Below are 20,822 nucleotides of genomic sequence, written 5' to 3'. Positions count from 1 at the left end.
CCCAGCCTTCCCAGCCTCCTCCCTCTCTCCGCTCGTCCCGCAAGGAGTCCGACCCCATGACGTCCACGGTGCCCACCGCCGTCCAGCACACCGACGCTCAGCCGCCGATCACCATGTTCGGTCCGGACTTCCCCTACGCGTACGACGACTTCCTGGCCCACCCGGCCGGTCTGGGCCAGATACCGGCGACCGAGCACGGCACCGAGGTCGCGGTCATCGGCGGCGGCCTGTCCGGCATCGTCGCCGCGTACGAGCTGATGAAGATGGGCCTCAGGCCCGTCGTCTACGAGGCCGACCAGATCGGCGGCCGGCTGCGCACCGTCGGCTTCGAGGGACCGGAGACCGAGGGTCTGACCGCGGAGATGGGCGCGATGCGCTTCCCGCCGTCCTCCACCGCCCTGCAGCACTACATCGACCTGGTCGGCCTGACGACCACGCCCTTCCCGAACCCGCTGGCCGAGGCCACCCCCTCGACCGTCGTCGACCTCAAGGGCGAGTCGCACTACGCCGAGACCGTCGACGACCTGCCGCAGGTCTACCGCGACGTCGCCGCGGCCTGGAACAAGTGCCTCGACGAGGGCGCCGACTTCTCCGACATGAACCGCGCCATGCGCGAGCGCGACGTCCCGCGGATCCGCGAGATCTGGGCGAAGCTCGTCGAGAAGCTCGACAACCAGACGTTCTACGGCTTCCTCTGCGACTCCGAGGCGTTCAAGTCCTTCCGGCACCGCGAGATCTTCGGCCAGGTCGGCTTCGGCACCGGCGGCTGGGACACCGACTTCCCGAACTCCATCCTGGAGATCCTGCGCGTCGTCTACACCGAGGCCGACGACCACCACCGCGGCATCGTCGGCGGCTCGCAGCAGCTGCCGCTGCGCCTGTGGGAGCGCGAGCCGCAGAAGATCGTCCACTGGGCGCCGGGCACCTCGCTGCAGTCCCTGCACGAGGGCGCGCCGCGTCCGGCCGTGACCCGGCTGAACCGCGCCGCCGGCAACCGGATCACCGTCACCGACGCCTCCGGCGACATCCGCACGTACCAGGCGGCGATCTTCACCGCCCAGTCCTGGATGCTGCTCTCCAAGATCGCCTGCGACGACTCGCTCTTCCCGATCGACCACTGGACCGCGATCGAGCGCACCCACTACATGGAGTCCTCGAAGCTGTTCGTGCCGGTGGACCGTCCGTTCTGGCTGGACAAAGAGGAGGAGACGGGCCGGGACGTCATGTCGATGACGCTGACGGACCGGATGACCCGCGGCACCTACCTCCTGGACGACGGCCCGGACAAGCCGGCCGTGATCTGCCTGTCGTACACCTGGTGCGACGACAGCCTGAAGTGGCTGCCGCTGTCCGCGAACGAGCGGATGGAGGTCATGCTGAAGTCGCTCGGCGAGATCTACCCGAAGGTCGACATCAGGAAGCACATCATCGGCAACCCGGTGACCGTGTCCTGGGAGAACGAGCCCTACTTCATGGGCGCGTTCAAGGCCAACCTGCCGGGCCACTACCGCTACCAGCGCCGTCTGTTCACGCACTTCATGCAGGACCGGCTGCCCGAGGACAAGCGGGGCATCTTCCTGGCCGGCGACGACATCTCGTGGACGGCGGGCTGGGCCGAGGGCGCGATCCAGACCGCGCTGAACGCCGTGTGGGGCGTGATGCACCACTTCGGCGGCGAGACCGACGCCACCAACCCGGGCCCGGGCGACGTGTACGACGAGATCGCCCCGGTGGAGCTCCCGGAGGACTGAGCCGTCAGGGGCGGGACAGCGGGGTGAGCAGCATCCGCCCCACCAGCCCCACCGACCGGTCGAGGCGTTCGGTGAACTCCTCGGCCAGGTCGGGCAGTCCGCGCAGCTGCCACAGCGAGCGCGCGGTGAGCCAGGCCCCGTCGCGGGCCCGCTCCAGGCTCCAGCAGCCCAGCAGATGCGTCAGCGGGTCCGCGATCTCCAGGAGGTCCGGGCCCGGCATCAGTTCCTCCCGGATCCGTTCCTCCAGGAGCACGAGGACATCGCCGACCTGGTCGAACTCGTCCTCCAGTTCGCGCGGCGCGCAGTCGAGCGCCCGGCAGGCGTCCACCACCGCGAGGGCCAGGTCGTGGCCGATGTGGGCGTTGATCCCGGCCAGCGCGAACTGCAGCGGCCGTACCCCGGGATGGCGCCGGTAGTGGAACAGGGGCCGCCAGCACGCCGGTACGGGCCGGCCGGCCGCGTACGCGTCGACCACCGTCAGATAGCGCTCGGCGAACCGTACGTCGAGGGTCGCGGCGGCCCGACGGTCGGCGAACGCGCCCTGCGCGACGGCCCGGCCGATCTCCTCGGTGACCGTCAGATAGACCCGGTTGAACACCGCGACCCCGTCGGCCGGATGCCAGCCCGACCTCACGCCCCGCATCCGGTCCACCACGGGGTCGACCGATGTCGTGCACTGCCCGATCCACGCCATGGCGGCAGGGTCCCAGCCGCCGGGGCCGGGAGGGAACTCCCCGGCCCCGGGCTCACCGGAACGGGCGAACCGCTCAGGGTCCGGCGGGACCCTGCTCGTCGTAGGAGCTGGTGCCGGCGTCGAGCAGCGGCTCCTCCTCCTTCATGTGGGCCGGGGCGAAGGCCCGCAGCACGTGGTAGCCGGTGATGACGACCAGCGTGCCCAGGGCGATCCCGCCGAGCTCGAAGGTGTCGGTGAAGGTCAGCTTCACTCCGCCGACGCCGATGACGATCCCCGCCGCGGCCGGCACCAGGTTCAGCGGATTGCGCAGGTCCACCCCGGCGTTGATCCAGATCTGTGCGCCGAGCAGGCCGATCATGCCGTACAGGATCACGGTGATGCCGCCGAGCACCCCGCCCGGGATCGCGGCGACGACCGCGCCGAACTTGGGGCAGAGGCCGAAGAGCAGCGCGAAGGCGGCCGCGGCCCAGTAGGCGGCGGTGGAGTACACGCGGGTGGCGGCCATGACGCCGATGTTCTCGGAGTACGTGGTGTTCGGCGGGCCGCCCACGGCGGTGGACAGCATCGACGCGGCGCCGTCGGCCGCGATGGCGGTGCCGAGCCTGTCGTCCAGCCTGTCGCCGGTCATCTCGCCGACCGCCTTGACGTGCCCGGCGTTCTCGGCGATCAGCGCGATCACGACGGGCAGCGCGACCAGGATCGCGGACCACTCGAAGCTCGGGCCGTGCAGGGTCGGCAGACCGACCCAGTCGGCCTTGCCGACGCCGGACAGGTCGAGCCGCCAGTGGTCGGTGACCTGGCCGCCCGGGCCCATCGAGTGGATCTTGCCGAAGACCAGGTCGAAGACCCAGGAGATCGCGTAGCCGAAGACCAGGCCCAGGAAGATCGCGATCCGCGACCAGAAGCCGCGCAGACAGACCACGGCCAGACCGGTGAACAGCATCACCAGCAGGGCGGTCCACTGGTCCTGCGGCCAGTACGTCGCGGCCGTCACCGGGGCCAGGTTGAAGCCGATCAGCATGACCACGGCGCCGGTGACGATCGGCGGCATCGCGGCGTGGATGATCCGCGCGCCGAACTTCCGTACCGCCAGACCCGCGAGGAACAGCACCGCGCCGACCACGAACACGGCGCCGGTGACCGTGGCGCTGGTGCCCCCGGAGGCGCGGATCGCCGCGGCGACGCCGACGAACGACAGCGAGCAGCCGAGGTACGAGGGGACCGTGCCGCGGGTGGCGAGCAGGAAGATCACCGTCGCGAACCCGGACATCATGATGGCCAGGTTCGGGTCGAGCCCCATGAGCACCGGGGCCACGAAGGACGCGCCGAACATGGCGACCACGTGCTGGGCCCCGAGGCCGACCGTGCGCGGCCACGTGAGCCGTTCGTCCGGCCGGACGACGGCGCCGGGAGCGGGTGTTCTCCCGTCGCCGTGCAGGCTCCAGCGCACGCCGAGGTTCATGTGGTCGCTCCCGTTCTCCGGTTCCGTCGGCCGGTTCGCCGCGCGAGACCTCAGCCGAAAAAGATCAGCCACATGGTAAGACGCCGCCGGTCAGCGGGGTTCCGGCACCACCTCGGCCGCGGTCTTCGGCGTCTGGGTACGGCCGGCCGACCTCAGCACCCCGGCGCCCGCGACCAGTCCCAGGGTGAGCAGGGTGACGAGGCCGAAGGAGACGGTCAGGGAGGTCGCGTCGGCGATGCCGCCGATCGCCGAGGGGGCGATCAGGCCCGAGGTGTACGTGATCGTCGCGACGCCGGCGATGGCCTGGCTCGGGTTGGGGCCGCTGCGGCCCGCCGCCGCGAAGGCCAGCGGGACGACCACCGCGACGCCCAGCCCGATCAGTGCGAAACCGGCCATCGCGAGTGCCGCGTGCGGGGCGAGGACCACCAGGACCCCGCCGAGCGTGGCCGCCGCGCCGCCGACCCGGACCGTACGCACCGGCCCGAAACGGTCCACCACCCGGTCGCCGACCAGCCGGGCCACCGTCATCGTCAGCGCGAAGGCGGTGGTGCAGGCGGCCGCGACCCCCGCCGAGGAGCCGAGCTCGTCCTTCAGGTAGACCGCCGACCAGTCCAGGCTGGCGCCCTCCGCGAACACCCCGCAGAAGCCGATCGCCCCGATGACCAGCGCCGATCGCGGGGGCAGCGCGAAGCGCGGCGGGGGTTCCTCGTCGGGGGTGCTGCGCAGGTCGAGCACGCCCTGGCAGAACGCCAGGCCGAGCGCGGTGAGCACGACGGCGGCGAGCAGGTGGTGTGTCCGGGCGTCGACGCCGAGGTGGGCGGCGACGGTGCCCGCGGCCGAGCCGATCAGCGCGCCCCCGCTCCACATGCCGTGCAGGCTCGACATGATCGACTTGCCGAGCCGGTTCTCGGTCTCGACGCCGAGCGCGTTCATCGCCACGTCGGACATGCCCGCGGTGGCGCCGAACACGAAGAGCGCCGCGCACAGCCCGTACACGTGGGGCGCGAGCGACGGCAGGATCAGCGCCGCCGTCCACAGCACCATCAGACCGCGCAGCGCGGTGCGCGCGCCGAAGCGGTGACTGATCGCGCCGGCGAGCGGCATCGCCAGGGACGCCCCGAGGGCCGGGAAGGCGAGTGCGAGGCCGAGCTGTCCGGCGGAGACGCCGGCGTGCTCCTGGATCCACGGGATGCGGGTGGCGAAGCTGCCGGTCACCGCGCCGTGCACACAGAAGACAGCGGCGACGGCGAAGCGGGCGCGCCGCAGCCGCTCGGTGCCGAAGACGGTCCCGCCCGTGGTCCCGCCCGTGGTCTCGCCCGTCATGGATCCCTCCCTGATGCCGGGTTGATGCCGGCGTTCCGGTGATGGCGCGTAAACTATCAGGAACCCTGCCTGATAAATAGAGTGGCGGGCGGAACCGGCGTCCGAAGGTCTGAGAGGATCCCCGCATGGCCGCATCCCCGAGCACAGCCCGGGCCATCAACGACCGGCTCGCCCTGCGCCTGCTCCAGGACGAGGGCCCGTTGACGGCGACGCAACTGAAGACGCTGACCGGACTGTCCCGGCCCACCGTGGCCGACCTCGTCGAGCGGCTCCAGGACTCCGGACTCGTCCGGATCGTCGGCGAGGCCGGCGCGGAGCGCCGCGGCCCCAACGCCAAGCTGTACGGGATCGTCGCCGACCGGGCCCACCTCGCCGCGCTCGACGTCCGCACCGACTCCGTCTCCGTCGTCGTGGCCGACCTGCTGGGCGCCACGCTTTCCGAGGCCTCCGTGCCCATCGGCGACGGCAGCGCCGCCGAACCGCCCCCCGGGCCCGCCGTCGAGCAGGCCGTCGCGCTCCTGGAGCGCACCACCCGGCAGGCCGGCGTCGCCCGGCTGCACAGCGTCGGCATCGGCGCGCCCGGACTCATCGACCCGGCGACGGGCGAGCTCAACGACTCCTCCGGGCTGCCCGCCTGGCACCGGCGCCTGGTGCCCGCCCTGCAGAGCCGGGTCCCGGCCACCGTCCTGATCGAGAACGAGACCAATCTGGCCGCCGTCGCCGAGCAGCGCGTCGGAGCCGCCCGGGACCGCGACACCTTCGTCCTGATCTGGCTCGGCCAGGGCGTCGGCGCCGCCGTCGTCCTGGCCGGCCGGCTGATCCGCGGGGCCTCCGGGGGCGCGGGCGAACTGGGCTTCCTGCCGGTGCCGGGCACCGCCGGGCTGCCCTCGGCCACCGACTGCGGAGGCGGCTTCCACGCGCTGGCCGGCGCGGCGGCGGTCGACGCGCTGGCGCTGCGGCACGGCCTCGACCCGCGTACGGCCCTGACCTCGGGCGACGAGCGCTTCCTCGACGAACTCGCCGAGCGGCTGGCCCTCGGAGCGGCCGCGGTCGCCTCGGTGCTCGACCCCGGCTGCGTGGTCCTCGGCGGAGAGAACGGCCACGCCGGCGGCGCCGCGCTCGCGGCCCGCGTCGAGGACCGCCTGGCCCGGCTCTCCCCGCTGCGCACCGAGGTCCGGGCCACCGCCCTCGGCGGCGGAGCCGTGCTCCGCGGCGCGCTCCTGGCCGCCCGCGACGCCGCCCAGGACGACCTGTTCGGGCCGGGCGCGCCATAGCCGAGCCGTATCGTGCGCGAACTACCCGCCGAACCGCCCCGTCAAGAACTCCTCGAACGTCACCCGCCCCACCGGGAACTCCGGCGCCAGCTGCGCGCCGTGCCGGAAGCCCCGGTACAGGCGGCCCGGCAGCGGCGTCTCGACGATGCGGCGCTGCTTGCGGGCCGCGGCCAGATAGGCGCGGGCCATCTCCGCGAGGGCGAGGATCTCCGGGCCGCCCATGTCCTCCGCCCGCCCCACCGGGGGACCGGTCGCCAGCTCCGCGAGCCGCGCCGCGGCCTCCGTCGCCTCCAGCGGCTGGAAAGCGAGACCCTTCGGCAGCACCATCACCGGCGGCCGCGCCAGGCCCTCCAGCAGCTTGAAGAGCAGTTCGTGGAACTGGGTGGCCCGCAGCACGGTCCAGCCGAGCCCGGACCGCTCGATCAGCCGCTCCACGACGTACTTGGCCTTCAGATGGGCGTACGGCATCCGGTCCACGCCGACGATCGAGATGTACACGAGATGCGGCACACCGGCCCGGCGCGCGGCGTCGATCAGGTTCGTGGCCGCCTTCGCGTCGCCGCGCAGGATGTTGGTGCAGTGGACGACCGCGTCCGCGCCGTCGACCGCCCGGTCCACGAGCCGCCCGCTCTCGCGCAGGTCCACGGCGTACGGCGGGGAGTGCCGGCTCAGTACGCGCACCTCGTGTCCGTCCCCGCGCAGTGCGTCACAGACGGGCCGGCCGAGCATGCCGGTGCCGCCGGTCACCAGGATCGTGCTCATGTCTCCAGCGTGAACGCCCTCGCCGCGACCCGCACATGCGGGCCGCGGCGAGGGCCGGAGTGGGTCCCGGCGGCGGCAAGGGCCGGGTTGATCCGCCGCCGGGAGCCTTCGGGGGAGCGGGGTCAGCAGGCGCCGAGGTCCTGCCAGACACCCCAGTCGCCGGTGGTGCCGGGCTCCTCGTTCTGCGTCCACCACTTGGCCTTCCAGGTGTGGCCCCTGTGGGAGACCTGGTTGCCCGCGTTGTAGACCTGGCCGGCCACGTACGCCGGGGCGGTGCAGGAGCCGCCCGGGTCGGTCGGCGTCGGGGTCGGGTCCGTCGGCGTGGGCGTCGGGTCCGTCGGCGTCGGGGTGGGCGTCGAGCCCCCCGGCTCGACGACCGTGGTCCCGCGCGTCAGGTCACCGGCCAGCGCGTACGTGGTCCCGCCGATGGCGACCGTCCAGTTCGACGGGGTGGACACCGGCAGGTAGTAGTTGAACGCCAGGTCCACCGACGCGCCCGGGGCGAGCGACTGCCAGGCCGGAAGCTTCAGCGACACACGGTGGAAGTTGCCCTTCAGCCCGCCCACGTTGTTCCCGGTGTGGTCACTGCTGATCACCTTGGTGCCGAAGCCCGACTGGTCGGAGGCGTTGCCCGGAGCCGCGGTGGCGTAGTCGAACTGGAACTCCGTGCCGCCCGGCAGCGCGGTCCTGGTGTTGTTGGTGATCTTCAGCTTCGGGGTGATCGGGTAGTTGGAGTCGCCGAGCTTGAACTCGCCGAACTCCGCCTTGACGTCGACCGCCTGCGTCGGCAGCGCCTTGTCGGACTTCTTCGCGCCGTACGGCGTCGCCGACTTGAACTTGTCGTACATCAGCGAGGTGAGCGTGGAGCCCATCTCGTACTGGCCCTTGGCCGCGTTCCAGGCGTAGTCGCCGGCCATCTCCCAGACCATGGTACCGCCGATGCCGCGGTCCACCACGTAGTCCGCCTTGGCGGCCACCGACTGCTCGTCCTCGGTGGACAGGAACACCTTCTTCTCGGCGTTCCACAGCCACGGCGCGACCAGGGTCGAGTCGTACTTGCGGGCGTAGGTGCCGGTCAGCGTGGTGTTCGCGGGGAAGCCGTACTGCGTGACGTAGTCGCCGACGATTCCCTTCTCGAGGTTCTTGGCGTGCCACATCGGGTTGGAACCGGCGGGCGACTCCTGCCCGTTGGTGTCCTTGTCGTGCCACAGGTTGTCGATGCCGACCGCGCCGTCGCCGCACTTGGTCAGACCGGCGCCGGCCGGACAGGTGGTCGCGGCGGCCTTGCCCCACAGACCGTCGGTGCCGCCCTGCACGTTCTTGTGGCCGCGGGTGTAGTACGGCAGGCCGATGTTGATCCGGCCGGCCGGCATGGAGCCGCGGAAGTAGTGGTACGCCCAGTCGGTGTTGAGGTAGCCGAGGCCGCCGTACTGGGCGGAGCCGTACACGCCCGCGGCGGCCAGCTCGGCGTCCTTGCCGTCGTCGAAGAGCGAGGCGTTGGGGCCGACGTACTCGTTCCAGGCGCCGTGCAGGTCGTAGGACATGATGTTGACGTAGTCCAGATACTTCTGCATCTGGAAGGTCTCCATGCCGCGCAGCAGATAGCCGGAGGAGGGCGCGGCGACGGTCAGCAGGTAGTGCTTGCCGTCGGCGGCGCCGGCCCGGTCCAGCTTCTCGCGGAGCGACTTCATGAGGGCGTCGTAGCCCTTGACCAGGCCCGCGCGGCGGGCGTTGGCGAGCTGCCAGTCGAGCGGGTTGCCCGCGTCCTTCATCGTCGTCGGGTACTCGTAGTCGATGTCGACGCCGTTGAACCCGTACTTCTTGATGAAGGCGACGGCCGAGTCCGCGAAGGTGTCGATGCCGGCCTGGTTGACCGAGCCGTCCGCGTTGGTGGCCATCGAGTAGAAGCCGCCCGAGTTCACCCGGGCGCCGCTGTCGTCGAAGTAGCCGCCGGTCTCCGCCCAGCCGCCGACCGAGATCAGCGACTTCACGTCCGGGTGCTGCTTCTTGTACTTGGTCAGCAGGTTGAAGTGGCCCTTGTAGGGCAGCGCCGGGTCCATCTCGGCACCGGCCACGCCCGGCCAGGTCATCCCGGTGGCGGCGTTGTTCGGGCCGTCCGTGCCGACCGACAGCTTGTTGTCGGAACCGATGTGGCCGAAGGCGTAGTTGATGTGGGTGATCTTGTCCCACGGAATGTTGTTCGCGAGGTAGGCGGGCTCGCCGTTCTTGCCGGTGCGCCAGCCGGTGAAGTAGCCGATGACGCGGCGCTGGTGGTCGGCGCCCATCTTCTCGCGGCCCTCGGTGTCGTAGACCGAGCAGTAGGGCACGTCGACGCCCGGCGTCTTGTACAGCCCGTCGGGGCGACAGCTCTCGTTGTCGGCGGCGTACGAGACTCCGCCCGAGAGCGAGCTGAACAGCAGCCCGGCGGCGGCCACGCCGGACGCGGCAAGCAGCGCTCTCCGCTTGGTGGGGGACGGCACGATCGGTTCCTCCTAGGGAGGTTCAAACACACAACGAACAAGGGGGTGGTGCGTGTTGGGCCCGTGGCGTGCGCACGCCGGCGGGCCGTACCTCGGAGGTGACACGGAGATTAAGAGGACTAGACCAGTCGGTCAATAGGTCTGGACCAAAGTCGCCAGAACTCGTTCCGTGTGTTCATGCGCGAACCCTCTGTGAGCCACCCCACAGAACTCGGCCGCATGGCCGCCGTCCGTCCGTGGCACACTGGCCCTGTATCAGCAGCAGCGCACTCCGGGGTCGGTGTAATTCCGAACCGGCGGTATAGTCCGCGACCCGTCCGCAGCCAGCGGCCGGTTGACCAGGTGAAATTCCTGGACCGACGGTGAAAGTCCGGATGGGAGGCAGTGCGCGGCGGGCGATCGTCCTCGAAGGGCGTGCCGGCCGTACCCGCTGATCGCCGCCACCGGCGCACCCGGTGTCCGCGGCGGTCCGGCGTATCCGGCCTCGGCACCCCTGCGTGAGACGCCGTTCCCGCTCTCTGTCGTCATCGACAGGCCCCGGAGTCCGTGCCCGAAGAGGCAGGAGGACCCGGTGGCAGACCAGGCCGACATCACCGCCATGCGGCGCGCCGTCGCGCTCGCCGCCCGCGGACTCGGCGCCACCAGCCCGAACCCCGTCGTCGGCTGCGTCGTCCACGACGCCTCCGGCCACCAGGTCGGCGAGGGCTGGCACCGGCAGGCCGGCGGCCCGCACGCCGAGGTCCACGCCCTGCGCGAGGCCGGCGTCCTCGCCCGCGGCGGCACCGCCTACGTCACCCTCGAACCCTGCAACCACACCGGCCGCACCGGCCCCTGCGCCCAGGCCCTGATCGAGGCCGGGATCGCCCGCGTCGTGTACGCCGTCGGCGACCCGAACCCGCAGGCCACCGGAGGCGCCGACACCCTGCGCGCGGCCGGCGTCCAGGTCGAGCAGGGCCTGCTCGCCGACGAGGCCGAGACCGTCAACATCGCCTGGCTGACCTCCGTGCGCCGCGGCCGCCCCTTCGTCCGCTGGAAGTACGCCGCCACCCTCGACGGCCGCATCGCCGCCGCTGACGGCACCTCCCGCTGGATCAGCTCCGCCGAGTCCCGCGCCGACGTCCACCGGCTGCGCGCCGAGGCCGACGCCGTCGTCGTCGGCTCCGGCACGGCTCGCGCCGACGACCCGCACCTGGCCGTGCGGGGCATCGACGAGGCCGTCCAGCCGCTGCGGGTCGTCGTCGACACCGAGGCCACCGCGGTCAAGCCCGGCGCCCGCGTCCTGGACGACGCCGCGCCCACCCTGATCGCCGTCGCCGAGGACGTCGCGACCGACCTGCCCCAGGCCGTACGCCTGCCCCGCGCCGAGCGCGGCCTGTCCGTACCCGCCCTCCTGGACGCCCTGCACGAGCGCGGCGTCCGCTCCGTCCTCCTCGAAGGCGGCCCCACCCTCGCGGGCGCCTTCCTCGCCGCGGGCGCCGTCGACCAGGTCGTCGGCTACCTCGCCCCGGTCCTCCTCGGTGCGGGCCCCGCGGCCCTCCAGGACGCCGGAATCAGCACCATCGCCGACGCGTTCCGGCTCGACGTGACCGAGACCGTCCGCATCGGCCCCGATCTCCGCATCACCGCCACCATCAAGGAGCGCTGACCGTGTTCACCGGAATCGTCGAAGAACTGGGTGAGGTCACCGCCGTCGAGAAGCTGGACGACGCGTCCCGCTTCCGGCTGCGCGGCCCCCTCGTCACCGAGGACGCCAAGCACGGCGACTCCATCGCCGTGAACGGCGTCTGTCTCACGGTCGTGGAGTGCGGCGACGGCGAGTTCACCGCCGACGTCATGGCCGAGACCCTCAAGCGCTCCTCGCTCGGCGCCCTGGAGCCCGGCTCCCGGGTCAACCTGGAGCGCCCGATGGCCGTCGGCGACCGGCTCGGCGGACACATCGTCCAGGGCCACGTCGACGGCACCGGAACGATCCTCGACCGCACCCCCTCCGAGCACTGGGAGCTCGTCCGGATCGCGCTGCCGGCCCACCTGTCCCGGTACGTCGTGGAGAAGGGCTCCATCACCGTCGACGGCGTCAGCCTCACCGTCGTGGAGGCCGCCGAGGACTGGTTCAGCATCAGCCTCATCCCCACCACGCTCGCGCTGACCACGCTCGGCATCAAGCAGAGCGGCGACCCCGTGAACCTCGAGGTCGACGTCATCGCCAAGTACGTCGAGCGGCTGCTCGGCCCGAACGCCGGGGAGAACCTCCAGTGAGCTGGCTCAACGCCGAGGCGTTCACCGTCTTCGGGCAGCACATCATGTGGTCCGACATGCTGGGCAACACCATCGGACTGATCGCCCTCGCCCTCGGCTGGCGGCGCTCCGTCCTCACCTGGCCCGCCCAGCTGCTGTCCGGCCTGATCCTCGTCGCCGCGTACGCCTCCGCCCAGTTGGCCGGCGGCGTCGGCAAGCAGATCCTGGTCATCGGCGTCGCCGCCTGGGGCTGGCACCAGTGGACCCGCGGCCGGCAGCAGGCCCAGGACGGCTCCATCGCCGTCCGCTTCGCCACCTGGAAGGAGCGCGGACTGCTCCTCGGCGCCGCGGTCCTCGGCACCCTCGCGGTCGGCGGGCTGTTCACCCTGTACCCGTCGCTGTCCTGGAGCCCCTGGGCCGACGCGTACATCTTCGTCGGCACGCTGGTCGCCATGGTCGCCCAGGCCCGCGGCCTGGTCGAGTTCTGGTTCGCCTGGCTGCTCGTCGACCTGGTCGGCGTCCCGCTCGCCTTCAGCAGCGGTCTCGCCTTCTCCGGCCTGGTCTACGTCATCTACTTCGCCCTCGTCATCTGGGGCATGCGCGACTGGTGGCTCCGGACGCGCACCGCTCCCACCGCTCTGGAAGGAGCCCCCGCATGAGCGCGCTTCCGGTCTGGAACACCACCGACCTCGCCCTCGACCCCGTCGAGCAGGCCATCCGCGACATCGCGGCGGGCCGCCCCGTCGTCGTGGTCGACGACGAGGACCGCGAGAACGAGGGAGACCTCGTCGTCGCCGCCGAGAAGGCCACCCCCGAGATCGTCGCCTTCATGATGAGCGAGTGCCGCGGACTGATCTGCGCGCCCATGGAGGCCGACGAGCTGGACCGCCTGCAGCTGCCGCAGATGGTCGAGCACAACACCGAGTCCATGCGGACCGCGTTCACCGTCTCCGTCGACGCGAGCAGCGCGCACGGCGTCAGCACCGGCATCTCCGCCGCCGACCGCGCCGTCACTCTGCAGATGCTGGCCAGCGGAACGTACGAGGCGGGCGACTTCGTCCGCCCCGGCCACATCTTCCCGCTGCGCGCCAAGGAGGGCGGTGTCCTCGCCCGCAACGGCCACACCGAGGCCGCGGTCGACCTCGCCCGGCTCGCCGGACTGCGCCCCGCCGGCGCGATCGTGGAGATCGCCGGCGAGGACGGCGTGATGCTGCGGCTGCCCGAACTGGTGCCCTTCGCCCGCAAGCACGGCCTGACGATCATCTCCATCGAGGACCTGATCGCCTACCGCCGCTCCGCCGAGCCGACCGTCCGCCGCGAGGCCGAGGTCGCGCTGCCCACCGCGCACGGCGACTTCACCGCGTACGGCTACCGCTCCACCGTCGACGGCGTCGAGCACATCGCCCTCGTCCACGGCGAGCTCGGCGACGGCGAGGACATCCTGGTCCGGGTCCACTCCGAGTGCCTGACCGGCGACATCTTCCACTCGCTGCGCTGCGACTGCGGCCCCCAGCTGCAGGCATCCATGGAGCGGATCACCGAGGCCGGCCGCGGCGTCGTGGTCTACCTGCGCGGCCACGAGGGCCGGGGCATCGGGCTGCTGTCCAAGCTCCGCGCGTACGAGCTCCAGGAGCGCGGCCGCGACACCCTCGACGCCAACCTCGAGCTCGGCCTGCCCGCCGACGCCCGCGACTACGCGGCCGGCGCGCAGATCCTCGCCGATCTCGGCGTCCGCAGCCTGCGGCTGATGACCAACAACCCCGAGAAGACCGCCGCCCTCAGCCGGTACGGACTCCAGGTCAGCGGCCGCGAGCCGATGCCGGTCCAGGCGGGCGAGCACAACCTGCGCTACCTCACCACCAAGCGGGACCGGATGGGGCACGACCTGCCCTGGCTGGACGGCGCCACCGCCACCACCTGCGGAAACCAGTAACCACGTCCGAACGCACCACTGAACGCACCACCGGCAAGGAGAAACATGAGCGGCAAGGGCGCACCCGTCCTCAGCGTGAAGAACTGCGGCGACCTCCGGGTCGCGGTCATCGCTGCCCAGTGGCACGAGAAGATCATGGACGGTCTCGTCGACGGCGCCCTGCGCGCCCTGTCCGAGCTCGGCATCGACGAGCCGACGCTGCTGCGCGTCCCGGGCAGCTTCGAACTCCCCGTGGTGGCGAAGGTGCTCGCCGGCCGCGGCTACGATGCCGTCGTCGCGCTCGGCGTCGTCATCCGCGGTGGAACCCCGCACTTCGAGTACGTGTGCCAGGGCGTCACCAACGGCCTCACCCAGGTCGCCATCGACACCGGCGTACCCATCGGCTTCGGCGTCCTGACCGTGGACAACGAGGAGCAGGCCCTGGACCGGGCCGGCCTGGAGGGATCCTCCGAGGACAAGGGCCACGAGGCGGTCACCGCCGCCGTCGCCACCGCGACCACACTGCGCACCGTGAGCGAACCCTGGCGCTGAGCAGGGGATCGGCACCCCGTACTCTTAGGACATCATGGCGAACGAAACCCGCAAAAGCTTCGAAGACCTCTTCGCCGAGCTGAAGCTCAAGGCCGAGACCGGCGACCCCGCCACCTCCCGCACCGCGGAACTGGTGGAGAAGGGCGTCCATGCCATCGGCAAGAAGGTCGTCGAGGAGGCCGCCGAGGTCTGGATGGCCGCCGAGTACGAGGGCAAGGACGCCGCCGCCGAGGAGATCTCGCAGCTGCTGTACCACGTCCAGGTGATGATGGTCGCCCGTGGGATCTCCCTCGACGACGTCTACGCCCACCTCTGAGCACGTCCTCCAGAGAAACCCCCGAAGCACACCCCCACCCGAGGCAAAGGAAGCCCGTCCCATGCTGCGCATCGCCGTCCCCAACAAGGGTTCTCTCTCCGGACCTGCGATGGAGATGCTCCATGAGGCGGGCTACCGGCAGCGCAAGGAGTCCAAGGAACTCGTCACGGTCGACCCCGACAACGAGGTCGAGTTCTTCTACCTGCGCCCCAAGGACATCGCGATCTACGTGGCGTCCGGCCGCCTCGACATCGGCATCACCGGCCGCGACCTGCTGCTCGACTCCGGCGCCAACGCCGAGGAGATCCTGCCGCTGAACTTCGGCCGGTCCACCTTCCGCTACGCCACCAAGCCCGGCACCGCCGAGGGCCCGCAGGACTTCGGCGGGATGACGATCGCCACCTCGTACGAGGGCATCGTCGCCAAGCACCTCGCCGACCAGGGCATCGACGCCTCCGTCGTCCACCTCGACGGCGCCGTCGAGACCGCGATCCAGCTCGGCGTCGCCGAGATCATCGCGGACGTCGTCGAGACCGGCACCTCGCTGCGCAACGCCGGCCTGACCGTCATCGGCGAGCCGATCCTGAAGTCCGAGGCGATTGTGATCCGGCGCACCGGCGCGACCGCCGACGACCCGAAGGTGGGGCAGTTCCTGCGCCGCCTCCAGGGCGTCCTCGTCGCCCGCAGCTACGTGATGATGGACTACGACTGCCGCGCCGAGCACCTGGAGAAGGCGGTCGCGCTCACCCCCGGCCTCGAGTCGCCGACGGTCTCGCCGCTGCACAACGAGGGCTGGGTCGCCGTCCGCGCCATGGTCCCCGCCCGGGACGCGCAGCGGATCATGGACGACCTGTACGAGCTGGGCGCCCGCGCCATCCTCACCACGGCCATCCACGCCTGCCGCCTCTGACGCCCGACCGGCGACCCCGAAGGAACCTCCCGCGCATGTCCGACCCGCTCGTCCCCGCCCTGCCGGTCACCTTCCGGCCGCAGCGCACCCGGATCGTCCTGCTCACCCTGGGGACGGTGATGTTCGTCGTCATCTGCACCGTCGCCCTGCTGCTGGAGCGGCTCAGCCCCGCGGAGCGGATCAGCTTCTTCTTCACCGCGGCACTGTTCCTCGGGATCCTGACCCTGCTCAGCCGTCCCAAGGTCGTCGCCGACGACGAGGGCGTCACGGTCGTCAACCTGACCCGGACCCGCCGGCTGGCCTGGGCGGAGATCCTCCGGGTCAACCTGCGCCCGGGCGACGCCTGGGTGTTCCTCGACCTGAGCGACGGCACCAGCCTGCCCGCCCTCGGCATCCAGCCGGGGATCGCCAAGGAGCAGGCTATCCGCGACGCCCGCGCCCTGCGGGCCCTCGCGGACGCCCGGGGCACCGGCCCCGACGCGGACTGACCGCGCGGCGACCCCGTCCGGCCGAGGGTGAAACCGGGTCCCCCATACGGGGCCGACCCCCTGCCCCGGGACGGCCGGGCGTGACTAATCTGGAGGCGGTGGCACCGACGCGGTGCCACCGCCTCGCGTGTGCGGGCCGCCCCGCCGGCCCCGCGGGGCCTCCCTGCGAACCGAGGAGTGACTCCCTCCGGCAATGGACGGATCGTCCGGTAGTACCTGCGCCGCCCCCTCCCACGAGGCGGCGGCATGATCATCCCCCTCCTGCTGCTGCTCGCGGCCTTCGTTCTGATCCTCGCCAACGGCTTCTTCGTGGCCGCCGAGTTCGGCCTCGTCACCGTGGAACGGCCCGAGGCCGAGCAGGCCGCCGCCACCGGCGACCAGCGCGCGCGGACCGTCGTCAAGGCCCTCGGCGAGCTGTCGTTCCAGCTCTCCGGCACCCAGCTCGGCATCACCATCACCTCGCTCGTCGTCGGCATGCTCGCCCAGCCCGCGCTCGCCGCGCTCCTCTCCGGACCGCTGACCGCGCTCGGACTGCCCGACGGCATGGTCGGCGGCATCGCCGTGGTGACCGGCATGCTCCTGGCCTCCGCCCTGCAGATGGTCGTCGGCGAACTGGTCCCCAAGAACTGGGCGGTCTCCCGGCCGCTCCAGGTGGCCCGCTTCGTCGCCGGACCGCAGTACCTGTTCGCCTCGGCGTTCCGGCCGGTGATCTCCCTGCTCAACGCCGTCGCCAACCGGCTCGTCCGGCTGTTCGGCGTCGAACCGGCCGAGGAGCTCGCCTCCGCCCGCACCCCCGGCGAACTCGTCGCCCTCGCCCGGCACTCGGCGCGCGCCGGCGCCCTCGAACAGGACACCGCCGACCTGTTCGTCCGCACCCTGTCGCTCGCCGAACTCACCGCCCAGCACGTCATGACGCCGCGGGTGAAGGTCAGCTCGCTGCAGTCCGACGCCACCGCGGCCGACGTGCTCAACCTGACCCGGGCCACCGGCCTCTCACGCTTCCCGGTCTACCGGGACCGCATCGACGAGATCACCGGCATGGTCCACCTCAAGGACGCGCTCTCCGTCCCCGCCGAGGAACGGCTGCGCACCCCGGTCGGCGGGATCGCCGTGCCGCCGCTGCTCGTCCCCGAGACGCTGCCCGTGCAGGTGCTGCTCGAACGGCTCCGCCGCGAGCAGCCCATCGCGGTCGTCGTCGACGAGTACGGCGGCACCGCGGGCGTCGTCACCCTGGAGGACATCGTCGAGGAGCTCGTCGGCGAGGTCCGCGACGAGCACGACACCGCCGCCGACGAACGCCCCGAACTCACCGCCGTCGCCGCCGAGGACGGCCAGCCCGCCTGGGAGGCCGACGGAAGCTGCCGGGTGCACACCCTGCACCGGATAGGTCTCGAAGTGCCCGACGGGCCGTACGAGACCGTCGCCGGTCTCGTCGCCGACCTCCTCGGACGCATCCCCGCCGCCGGGGACCGCGCCGAACTCCCGGGCTGGCGGCTCTCGGTGCGCCAGGTCGACCGGTACCGCGCCGAACGGGTCCGACTGGTCCGGACCGCGAGGGTCCCGGAGGCCGCCCGGTGAGCGCCCTCCAACTCCTGTTCGCGCTGCTCCTGGTGGTCGCGAACGGCTTCTTCGTCGGCGCGGAGTTCGCGCTGGTCTCGGTGCGGCGCAGCCAGATCGAGACGGTTCCCGGTCACCGGGCCCGCCAGGTCCTGTACGGCCTGGAGAACCTGCCGCAGATGATGGCGGCGGCCCAGTTCGGCATCACCGTCTGCTCGCTCACCCTGGGCGCGGTCGCCGAGCCGACCGTGGCCCGGCTCCTGGAGCCGGTCTTCCACGCGGTCCATGTCCCCGAGGGCCTGATCCACCCGCTGGGCTATGTGATCGCCCTGGCGCTCGTGGTCTTCCTCCACCTCGTCGTCGGCGAGATGCTGCCGAAGAACCTCGCGATGGCGGACCCGGAGCGCACCGCGCTCCTGCTCAGCCCCGCCCTGGTCGCCTTCGCCCGGCTCTGCCGGCCGATCACCACGGCCTTCGGCGCGTGCGCCGGTGCGGTGCTGCGGCTGTTCGGGGTGGAGCCCAAGGACGAGGTCGAGGCGGTGTTCACCAGCACCCAGCTCGGCCGGCTCGTCGAGGACGCCGGCCAGGCGGGGCTCCTCGCCCCGGCGGAGCAGGAGCGCCTGGAGGACGCCCTGGAGCTGGGCAGCCGCCCGGTGACGGACGTCCTGATCCGGACGTCGGAGCTGGTGACGGTGACCCCGTCCGCGACGCCCGGGGAGATCGAGGAACTGACCGTCCGCACCGGCTACTCCCGCTTCCCGGTAGGGGGCGGGCGCGGCGGCCGCTTCATGGGCTTCGTCCACGTGAAGGACGTGCTCGACCTGGAGGACCGCGAGCGGGCGGTGCCGCAGCACGTCTGGCGCCCGATGCCCGTCCTGGGCTCCGAGCTGCCGCTCGACGACGTCCTGACGGTCATGCGCCGCGCGGCCACTCATCTCGCGCAGGTCGCCGACCCCTCCGGGCGCGTGCTCGGCCTGGTCGCCCTGGAGGACGTCCTGGAACTCCTGGTGGGCGAGGTCCGCGACCCCGCGCACCGCGTGGACGAGGTCCCCGGCCCCGCCCACCGCACCGCCGTCGGCTAGGCCGCCGGGTCCTGGGGGTCGCGGGCCGTGGGCCCGCGACCCGACAGGACCTCGCCGTACGCCTGCATCAGGTCCGGCAGGCGCAGCGTGGCCAGGTCCTCGCGGGTCGGCGTGCCGGCGTAGCCGGAGAGCCTGAGGTCGCGGTAGGCGCAGGACTTCTCGTACAGGGTGCGCAGGAATCGGCCGTTGCCCAGCTCGTCGATCCAGCCCTGGTCGACGACGTGCCCGCTGATCGAGCGCAGCTCGTCCCGGGCCTCCTCGTCCCAGCCGTCCCCGTTCGCCGCGGCCAGCACCTCGCCGATCGCGGTGAGTTCCAGCGGCCGGTACGAGGGGAAGTCCACCCGGGTGGTGAACCGCGACGAGAGCCCGGGGTTGGCGGCGAGCAGCCGGTCCATGCCCTCCGGGTAGCCGGCGAGGATCACCACGAGGTGGTCCCGGTTGTCCTCGGCGCGCTTCAGCAGCACCTGCAGCGCCTCGTCGCCGTACGCGTCGCCCTTGCTGTAGCCGGAGTTGGAGAGCGCGTACGCCTCGTCGACGAAGAGCACCCCGCCGACCGCCGAGTCGATCAGCTCGTTCGCCTTCACGGCGGTCTGCCCGAGGTACTCACCGACCAGGTCGGCCCGCTGGGCCTCCACGAGATGGTCGCCGCCGAGGAGCCCCAGGGCGTAGAAGACCCGGCCGAGGATCCGGGCGACCGTGGTCTTCCCGGTCCCGGACGGGCCGGAGAAGACGAAGTGCCGCTTCGGGGGCTGCACCGGAAGCCCCTGCGCGGCCCGCAGCCGGGCCATCTCCAGCTGCGCCGACAACGCCCTGACCTGCCGCTTCACCGGCTCCAGGCCGACCATCCCGGCCAGCTCCGCGAGCGCCTCGGCCAGCAGCGCCGGGTCGGTCGCGCCGACCGGGAACCGCGGCGCCGGCGGCCGGCCGGGCACGGCGGCCTTCTCGCGCACGCCGTCCGGCGGCGGAGCGGGCGGCGGGGCGCCCGGCGGCGGCTGCAGCGGCTCGCCGCCGAGCCGCGGCGGGTCCCCGAGCGGGCCCTCGGTCTCGACCCGGTCCGCCTCCACGCTGTCCTGACCGAGGCCGCCGAGCGCCACCGCCGCGTACCCGGCGGGGTCCTCGGTGCCGTCGAAGCCGTCGTACTCGGCGATCGCCGCGAGCCGGGCCGAGGTGTCCATGAACGTCGGGTCGACCCGGTGCACCGCCCGGTACAGGGGGAGCGCGGCGGCGCTGCGCCCGGTGCCCTCGTGCGCCCGGGCGAGCCAGTACCGCAGCTCCTTGCGCTGCGGCTGCTCGCTGCGGCAGCGCATCAGCGCGGTGGACAGCAGCGGTTCGGCCTGCGCGTACATCTCCAGGCGGACCCGGGCCATGCCGCCGAAGAGTCCGGCCTCGATGCCGAGCAGCGGATCGTCGACGAGCGGTTCGGTGTGCCGGACCAGCTGGTCCCAGTCCTTGACGAGATAGGCGCGGCAGGCGTGCAGGAAGCGGACCTGGGGATCGGTGTCCACCGGCGGCAGGCCGGCCAGCGCCCGGTCCAGCTCGGGCACGTGCCGGCCGTCCAGCCAGTGCGAGGCGTGGGCGAGGAGCAGGTCACGGGGGGATTCGAGCACCGGCTGGACCCACCAGCCCAGCCAGTACCAGGAGTTCAGGGTGCGCCGGTGCCGGGCCCGCTGCTCGCCGAAGCGGTCGCGGTTGCGGTACATCCGCAATAACGCGGTGGTGGTGTCGACGCGCAGCGCGTGGAGCCCGAGCCAGCCGTCGGCCATGCCCGGATCGACCCGTACGGCGGTCCGGAACTCCTCCTCCGCCTGCGGGTACGCGCCCATGGTGTACGCGTCGACGCCGCGCAGCCAGGCGAGCTCGGCCGGGGCGTGGACGCCGCGGGCGCCACTGTCCATCGCGTCCCCCACTACCCAACCGCCTTCTCGTGGACGGGATTTGACCGCACCTGGGGCATCGTACCTGCGCAGCGGGGGGACGAGTGAGGCGTCGGGCATGATCCGCGGCGAACCGCCGGTGGTGACCCT

The 20,822-nt window shown here is 72.1% G+C and carries 18 protein-coding genes and 1 riboswitch; of the genes, 12 read left to right on the top strand and 6 right to left on the bottom strand.

What is annotated here, in order from left to right:
• The first annotated feature begins 56 nt into the window (after positions 1-56).
• The gene (locus ABZO31_RS04770) at positions 57-1,751 is read left to right on the top strand and encodes a flavin monoamine oxidase family protein (protein WP_406859691.1); all 1,695 of its coding nucleotides are present in this window, start codon (positions 57-59) and stop codon (positions 1,749-1,751) included.
• Positions 1,752-1,755: 4 nt separating this feature from the next.
• On the opposite strand, the gene ABZO31_RS04765 is transcribed toward ABZO31_RS04770, so the two are convergent.
• The 3 genes from ABZO31_RS04765 to ABZO31_RS04755 form a co-directional block, all read right to left on the bottom strand.
• Complete coding sequence (locus ABZO31_RS04765; RefSeq protein WP_406859690.1) at positions 1,756-2,445, bottom strand: DUF5995 family protein; 690 nt, start codon at positions 2,443-2,445, stop codon at positions 1,756-1,758.
• Between the two features lie 73 nt (positions 2,446-2,518).
• A complete protein-coding gene (locus ABZO31_RS04760; RefSeq protein ID WP_406859689.1) occupies positions 2,519-3,907 on the bottom strand; it encodes a uracil-xanthine permease family protein in 1,389 nt (462 codons plus the stop codon).
• A 90-nt stretch (positions 3,908-3,997) separates the two neighbouring features.
• A complete protein-coding gene (locus tag ABZO31_RS04755; protein WP_406859687.1) occupies positions 3,998-5,230 on the bottom strand; it encodes an MFS transporter in 1,233 nt (410 codons plus the stop codon).
• A 125-nt stretch (positions 5,231-5,355) separates the two neighbouring features.
• Between ABZO31_RS04755 and ABZO31_RS04750 the strand changes: the two genes are divergently transcribed.
• Entirely contained in the window at positions 5,356-6,504 is a 1,149-nt protein-coding gene (locus ABZO31_RS04750) for an ROK family transcriptional regulator (RefSeq protein ID WP_406859686.1), read from the top strand.
• Between the two features lie 21 nt (positions 6,505-6,525).
• Here the strand turns inward: ABZO31_RS04750 and ABZO31_RS04745 are convergent, their stop codons facing one another.
• Positions 6,526-7,266 carry an SDR family oxidoreductase gene (locus tag ABZO31_RS04745; protein ID WP_406859685.1) on the bottom strand — a complete coding sequence of 247 codons (741 nt, stop codon included), beginning with the start codon at positions 7,264-7,266 and terminating at the stop codon, positions 6,526-6,528.
• Positions 7,267-7,388: 122 nt separating this feature from the next.
• Positions 7,389-9,746: a chitinase C-terminal domain-containing protein gene (locus ABZO31_RS04740; protein ID WP_406859683.1), complete on the bottom strand. Its 2,358-nt coding sequence runs from the start codon at positions 9,744-9,746 to the stop codon at positions 7,389-7,391.
• Positions 9,747-10,008: 262 nt separating this feature from the next.
• Positions 10,009-10,138: riboswitch (FMN riboswitch) on the top strand.
• 179 nt (positions 10,139-10,317) lie between these two features.
• Between ABZO31_RS04740 and ribD the strand changes: the two genes are divergently transcribed.
• The 10 genes from ribD to ABZO31_RS04690 all read left to right on the top strand — a co-directional run bounded on the left by ribD (position 10,318) and on the right by ABZO31_RS04690 (position 18,798).
• Positions 10,318-11,391: a bifunctional diaminohydroxyphosphoribosylaminopyrimidine deaminase/5-amino-6-(5-phosphoribosylamino)uracil reductase RibD gene (gene ribD, locus ABZO31_RS04735; RefSeq protein WP_406859682.1), complete on the top strand. Its 1,074-nt coding sequence runs from the start codon at positions 10,318-10,320 to the stop codon at positions 11,389-11,391.
• 2 nt (positions 11,392-11,393) lie between these two features.
• On the top strand, positions 11,394-12,002 hold the full coding sequence (locus ABZO31_RS04730) for a riboflavin synthase (protein WP_406859681.1): 609 nt from the start codon (positions 11,394-11,396) through the stop codon (positions 12,000-12,002).
• Between the two features lie 44 nt (positions 12,003-12,046).
• Entirely contained in the window at positions 12,047-12,640 is a 594-nt protein-coding gene (locus ABZO31_RS04725) for a nicotinamide mononucleotide transporter family protein (RefSeq protein WP_406865255.1), read from the top strand.
• Entirely contained in the window at positions 12,637-13,914 is a 1,278-nt protein-coding gene (locus ABZO31_RS04720; protein WP_406859679.1) for a bifunctional 3,4-dihydroxy-2-butanone-4-phosphate synthase/GTP cyclohydrolase II, read from the top strand. The genes ABZO31_RS04725 and ABZO31_RS04720 overlap by 4 nt, the downstream gene beginning before the upstream one ends.
• Positions 13,915-13,959: 45 nt before the next feature.
• Positions 13,960-14,445, top strand: coding sequence for a 6,7-dimethyl-8-ribityllumazine synthase (gene ribH, locus ABZO31_RS04715; protein WP_406859678.1), 486 nt, complete (start codon positions 13,960-13,962; stop codon positions 14,443-14,445).
• 34 nt (positions 14,446-14,479) lie between these two features.
• On the top strand, positions 14,480-14,761 hold the full coding sequence (locus ABZO31_RS04710; protein ID WP_406859677.1) for a phosphoribosyl-ATP diphosphatase: 282 nt from the start codon (positions 14,480-14,482) through the stop codon (positions 14,759-14,761).
• Between the two features lie 61 nt (positions 14,762-14,822).
• Entirely contained in the window at positions 14,823-15,671 is an 849-nt protein-coding gene (hisG, locus tag ABZO31_RS04705) for an ATP phosphoribosyltransferase (RefSeq protein ID WP_406859676.1), read from the top strand.
• A gap of 35 nt (positions 15,672-15,706) precedes the next feature.
• The gene (locus tag ABZO31_RS04700) at positions 15,707-16,159 is read left to right on the top strand and encodes a PH domain-containing protein (RefSeq protein WP_406859674.1); all 453 of its coding nucleotides are present in this window, start codon (positions 15,707-15,709) and stop codon (positions 16,157-16,159) included.
• A gap of 246 nt (positions 16,160-16,405) precedes the next feature.
• Positions 16,406-17,737 carry a hemolysin family protein gene (locus ABZO31_RS04695; protein ID WP_406859673.1) on the top strand — a complete coding sequence of 444 codons (1,332 nt, stop codon included), beginning with the start codon at positions 16,406-16,408 and terminating at the stop codon, positions 17,735-17,737.
• Entirely contained in the window at positions 17,734-18,798 is a 1,065-nt protein-coding gene (locus ABZO31_RS04690; protein ID WP_406859672.1) for a hemolysin family protein, read from the top strand. Before ABZO31_RS04695 ends, ABZO31_RS04690 begins: the two co-directional genes overlap by 4 nt.
• Here ABZO31_RS04690 and ABZO31_RS04685 read toward each other — a convergent pair.
• A complete protein-coding gene (locus tag ABZO31_RS04685) occupies positions 18,795-20,693 on the bottom strand; it encodes an AAA family ATPase (protein ID WP_406859671.1) in 1,899 nt (632 codons plus the stop codon). The two genes, ABZO31_RS04690 and ABZO31_RS04685, sit on opposite strands and share 4 nt — an antisense overlap.
• Positions 20,694-20,822 lie beyond the last annotated feature (129 nt).

Origin of the sequence: Streptomyces solicamelliae (assembly GCF_045348655.1) — a bacterium.
Classification (GTDB): domain Bacteria; phylum Actinomycetota; class Actinomycetes; order Streptomycetales; family Streptomycetaceae; genus Streptomyces; species Streptomyces solicamelliae.
The sequence above is the reverse complement of the archived record's forward strand: the minus strand, read 5'-3'. Positions and strand labels throughout refer to the sequence as shown.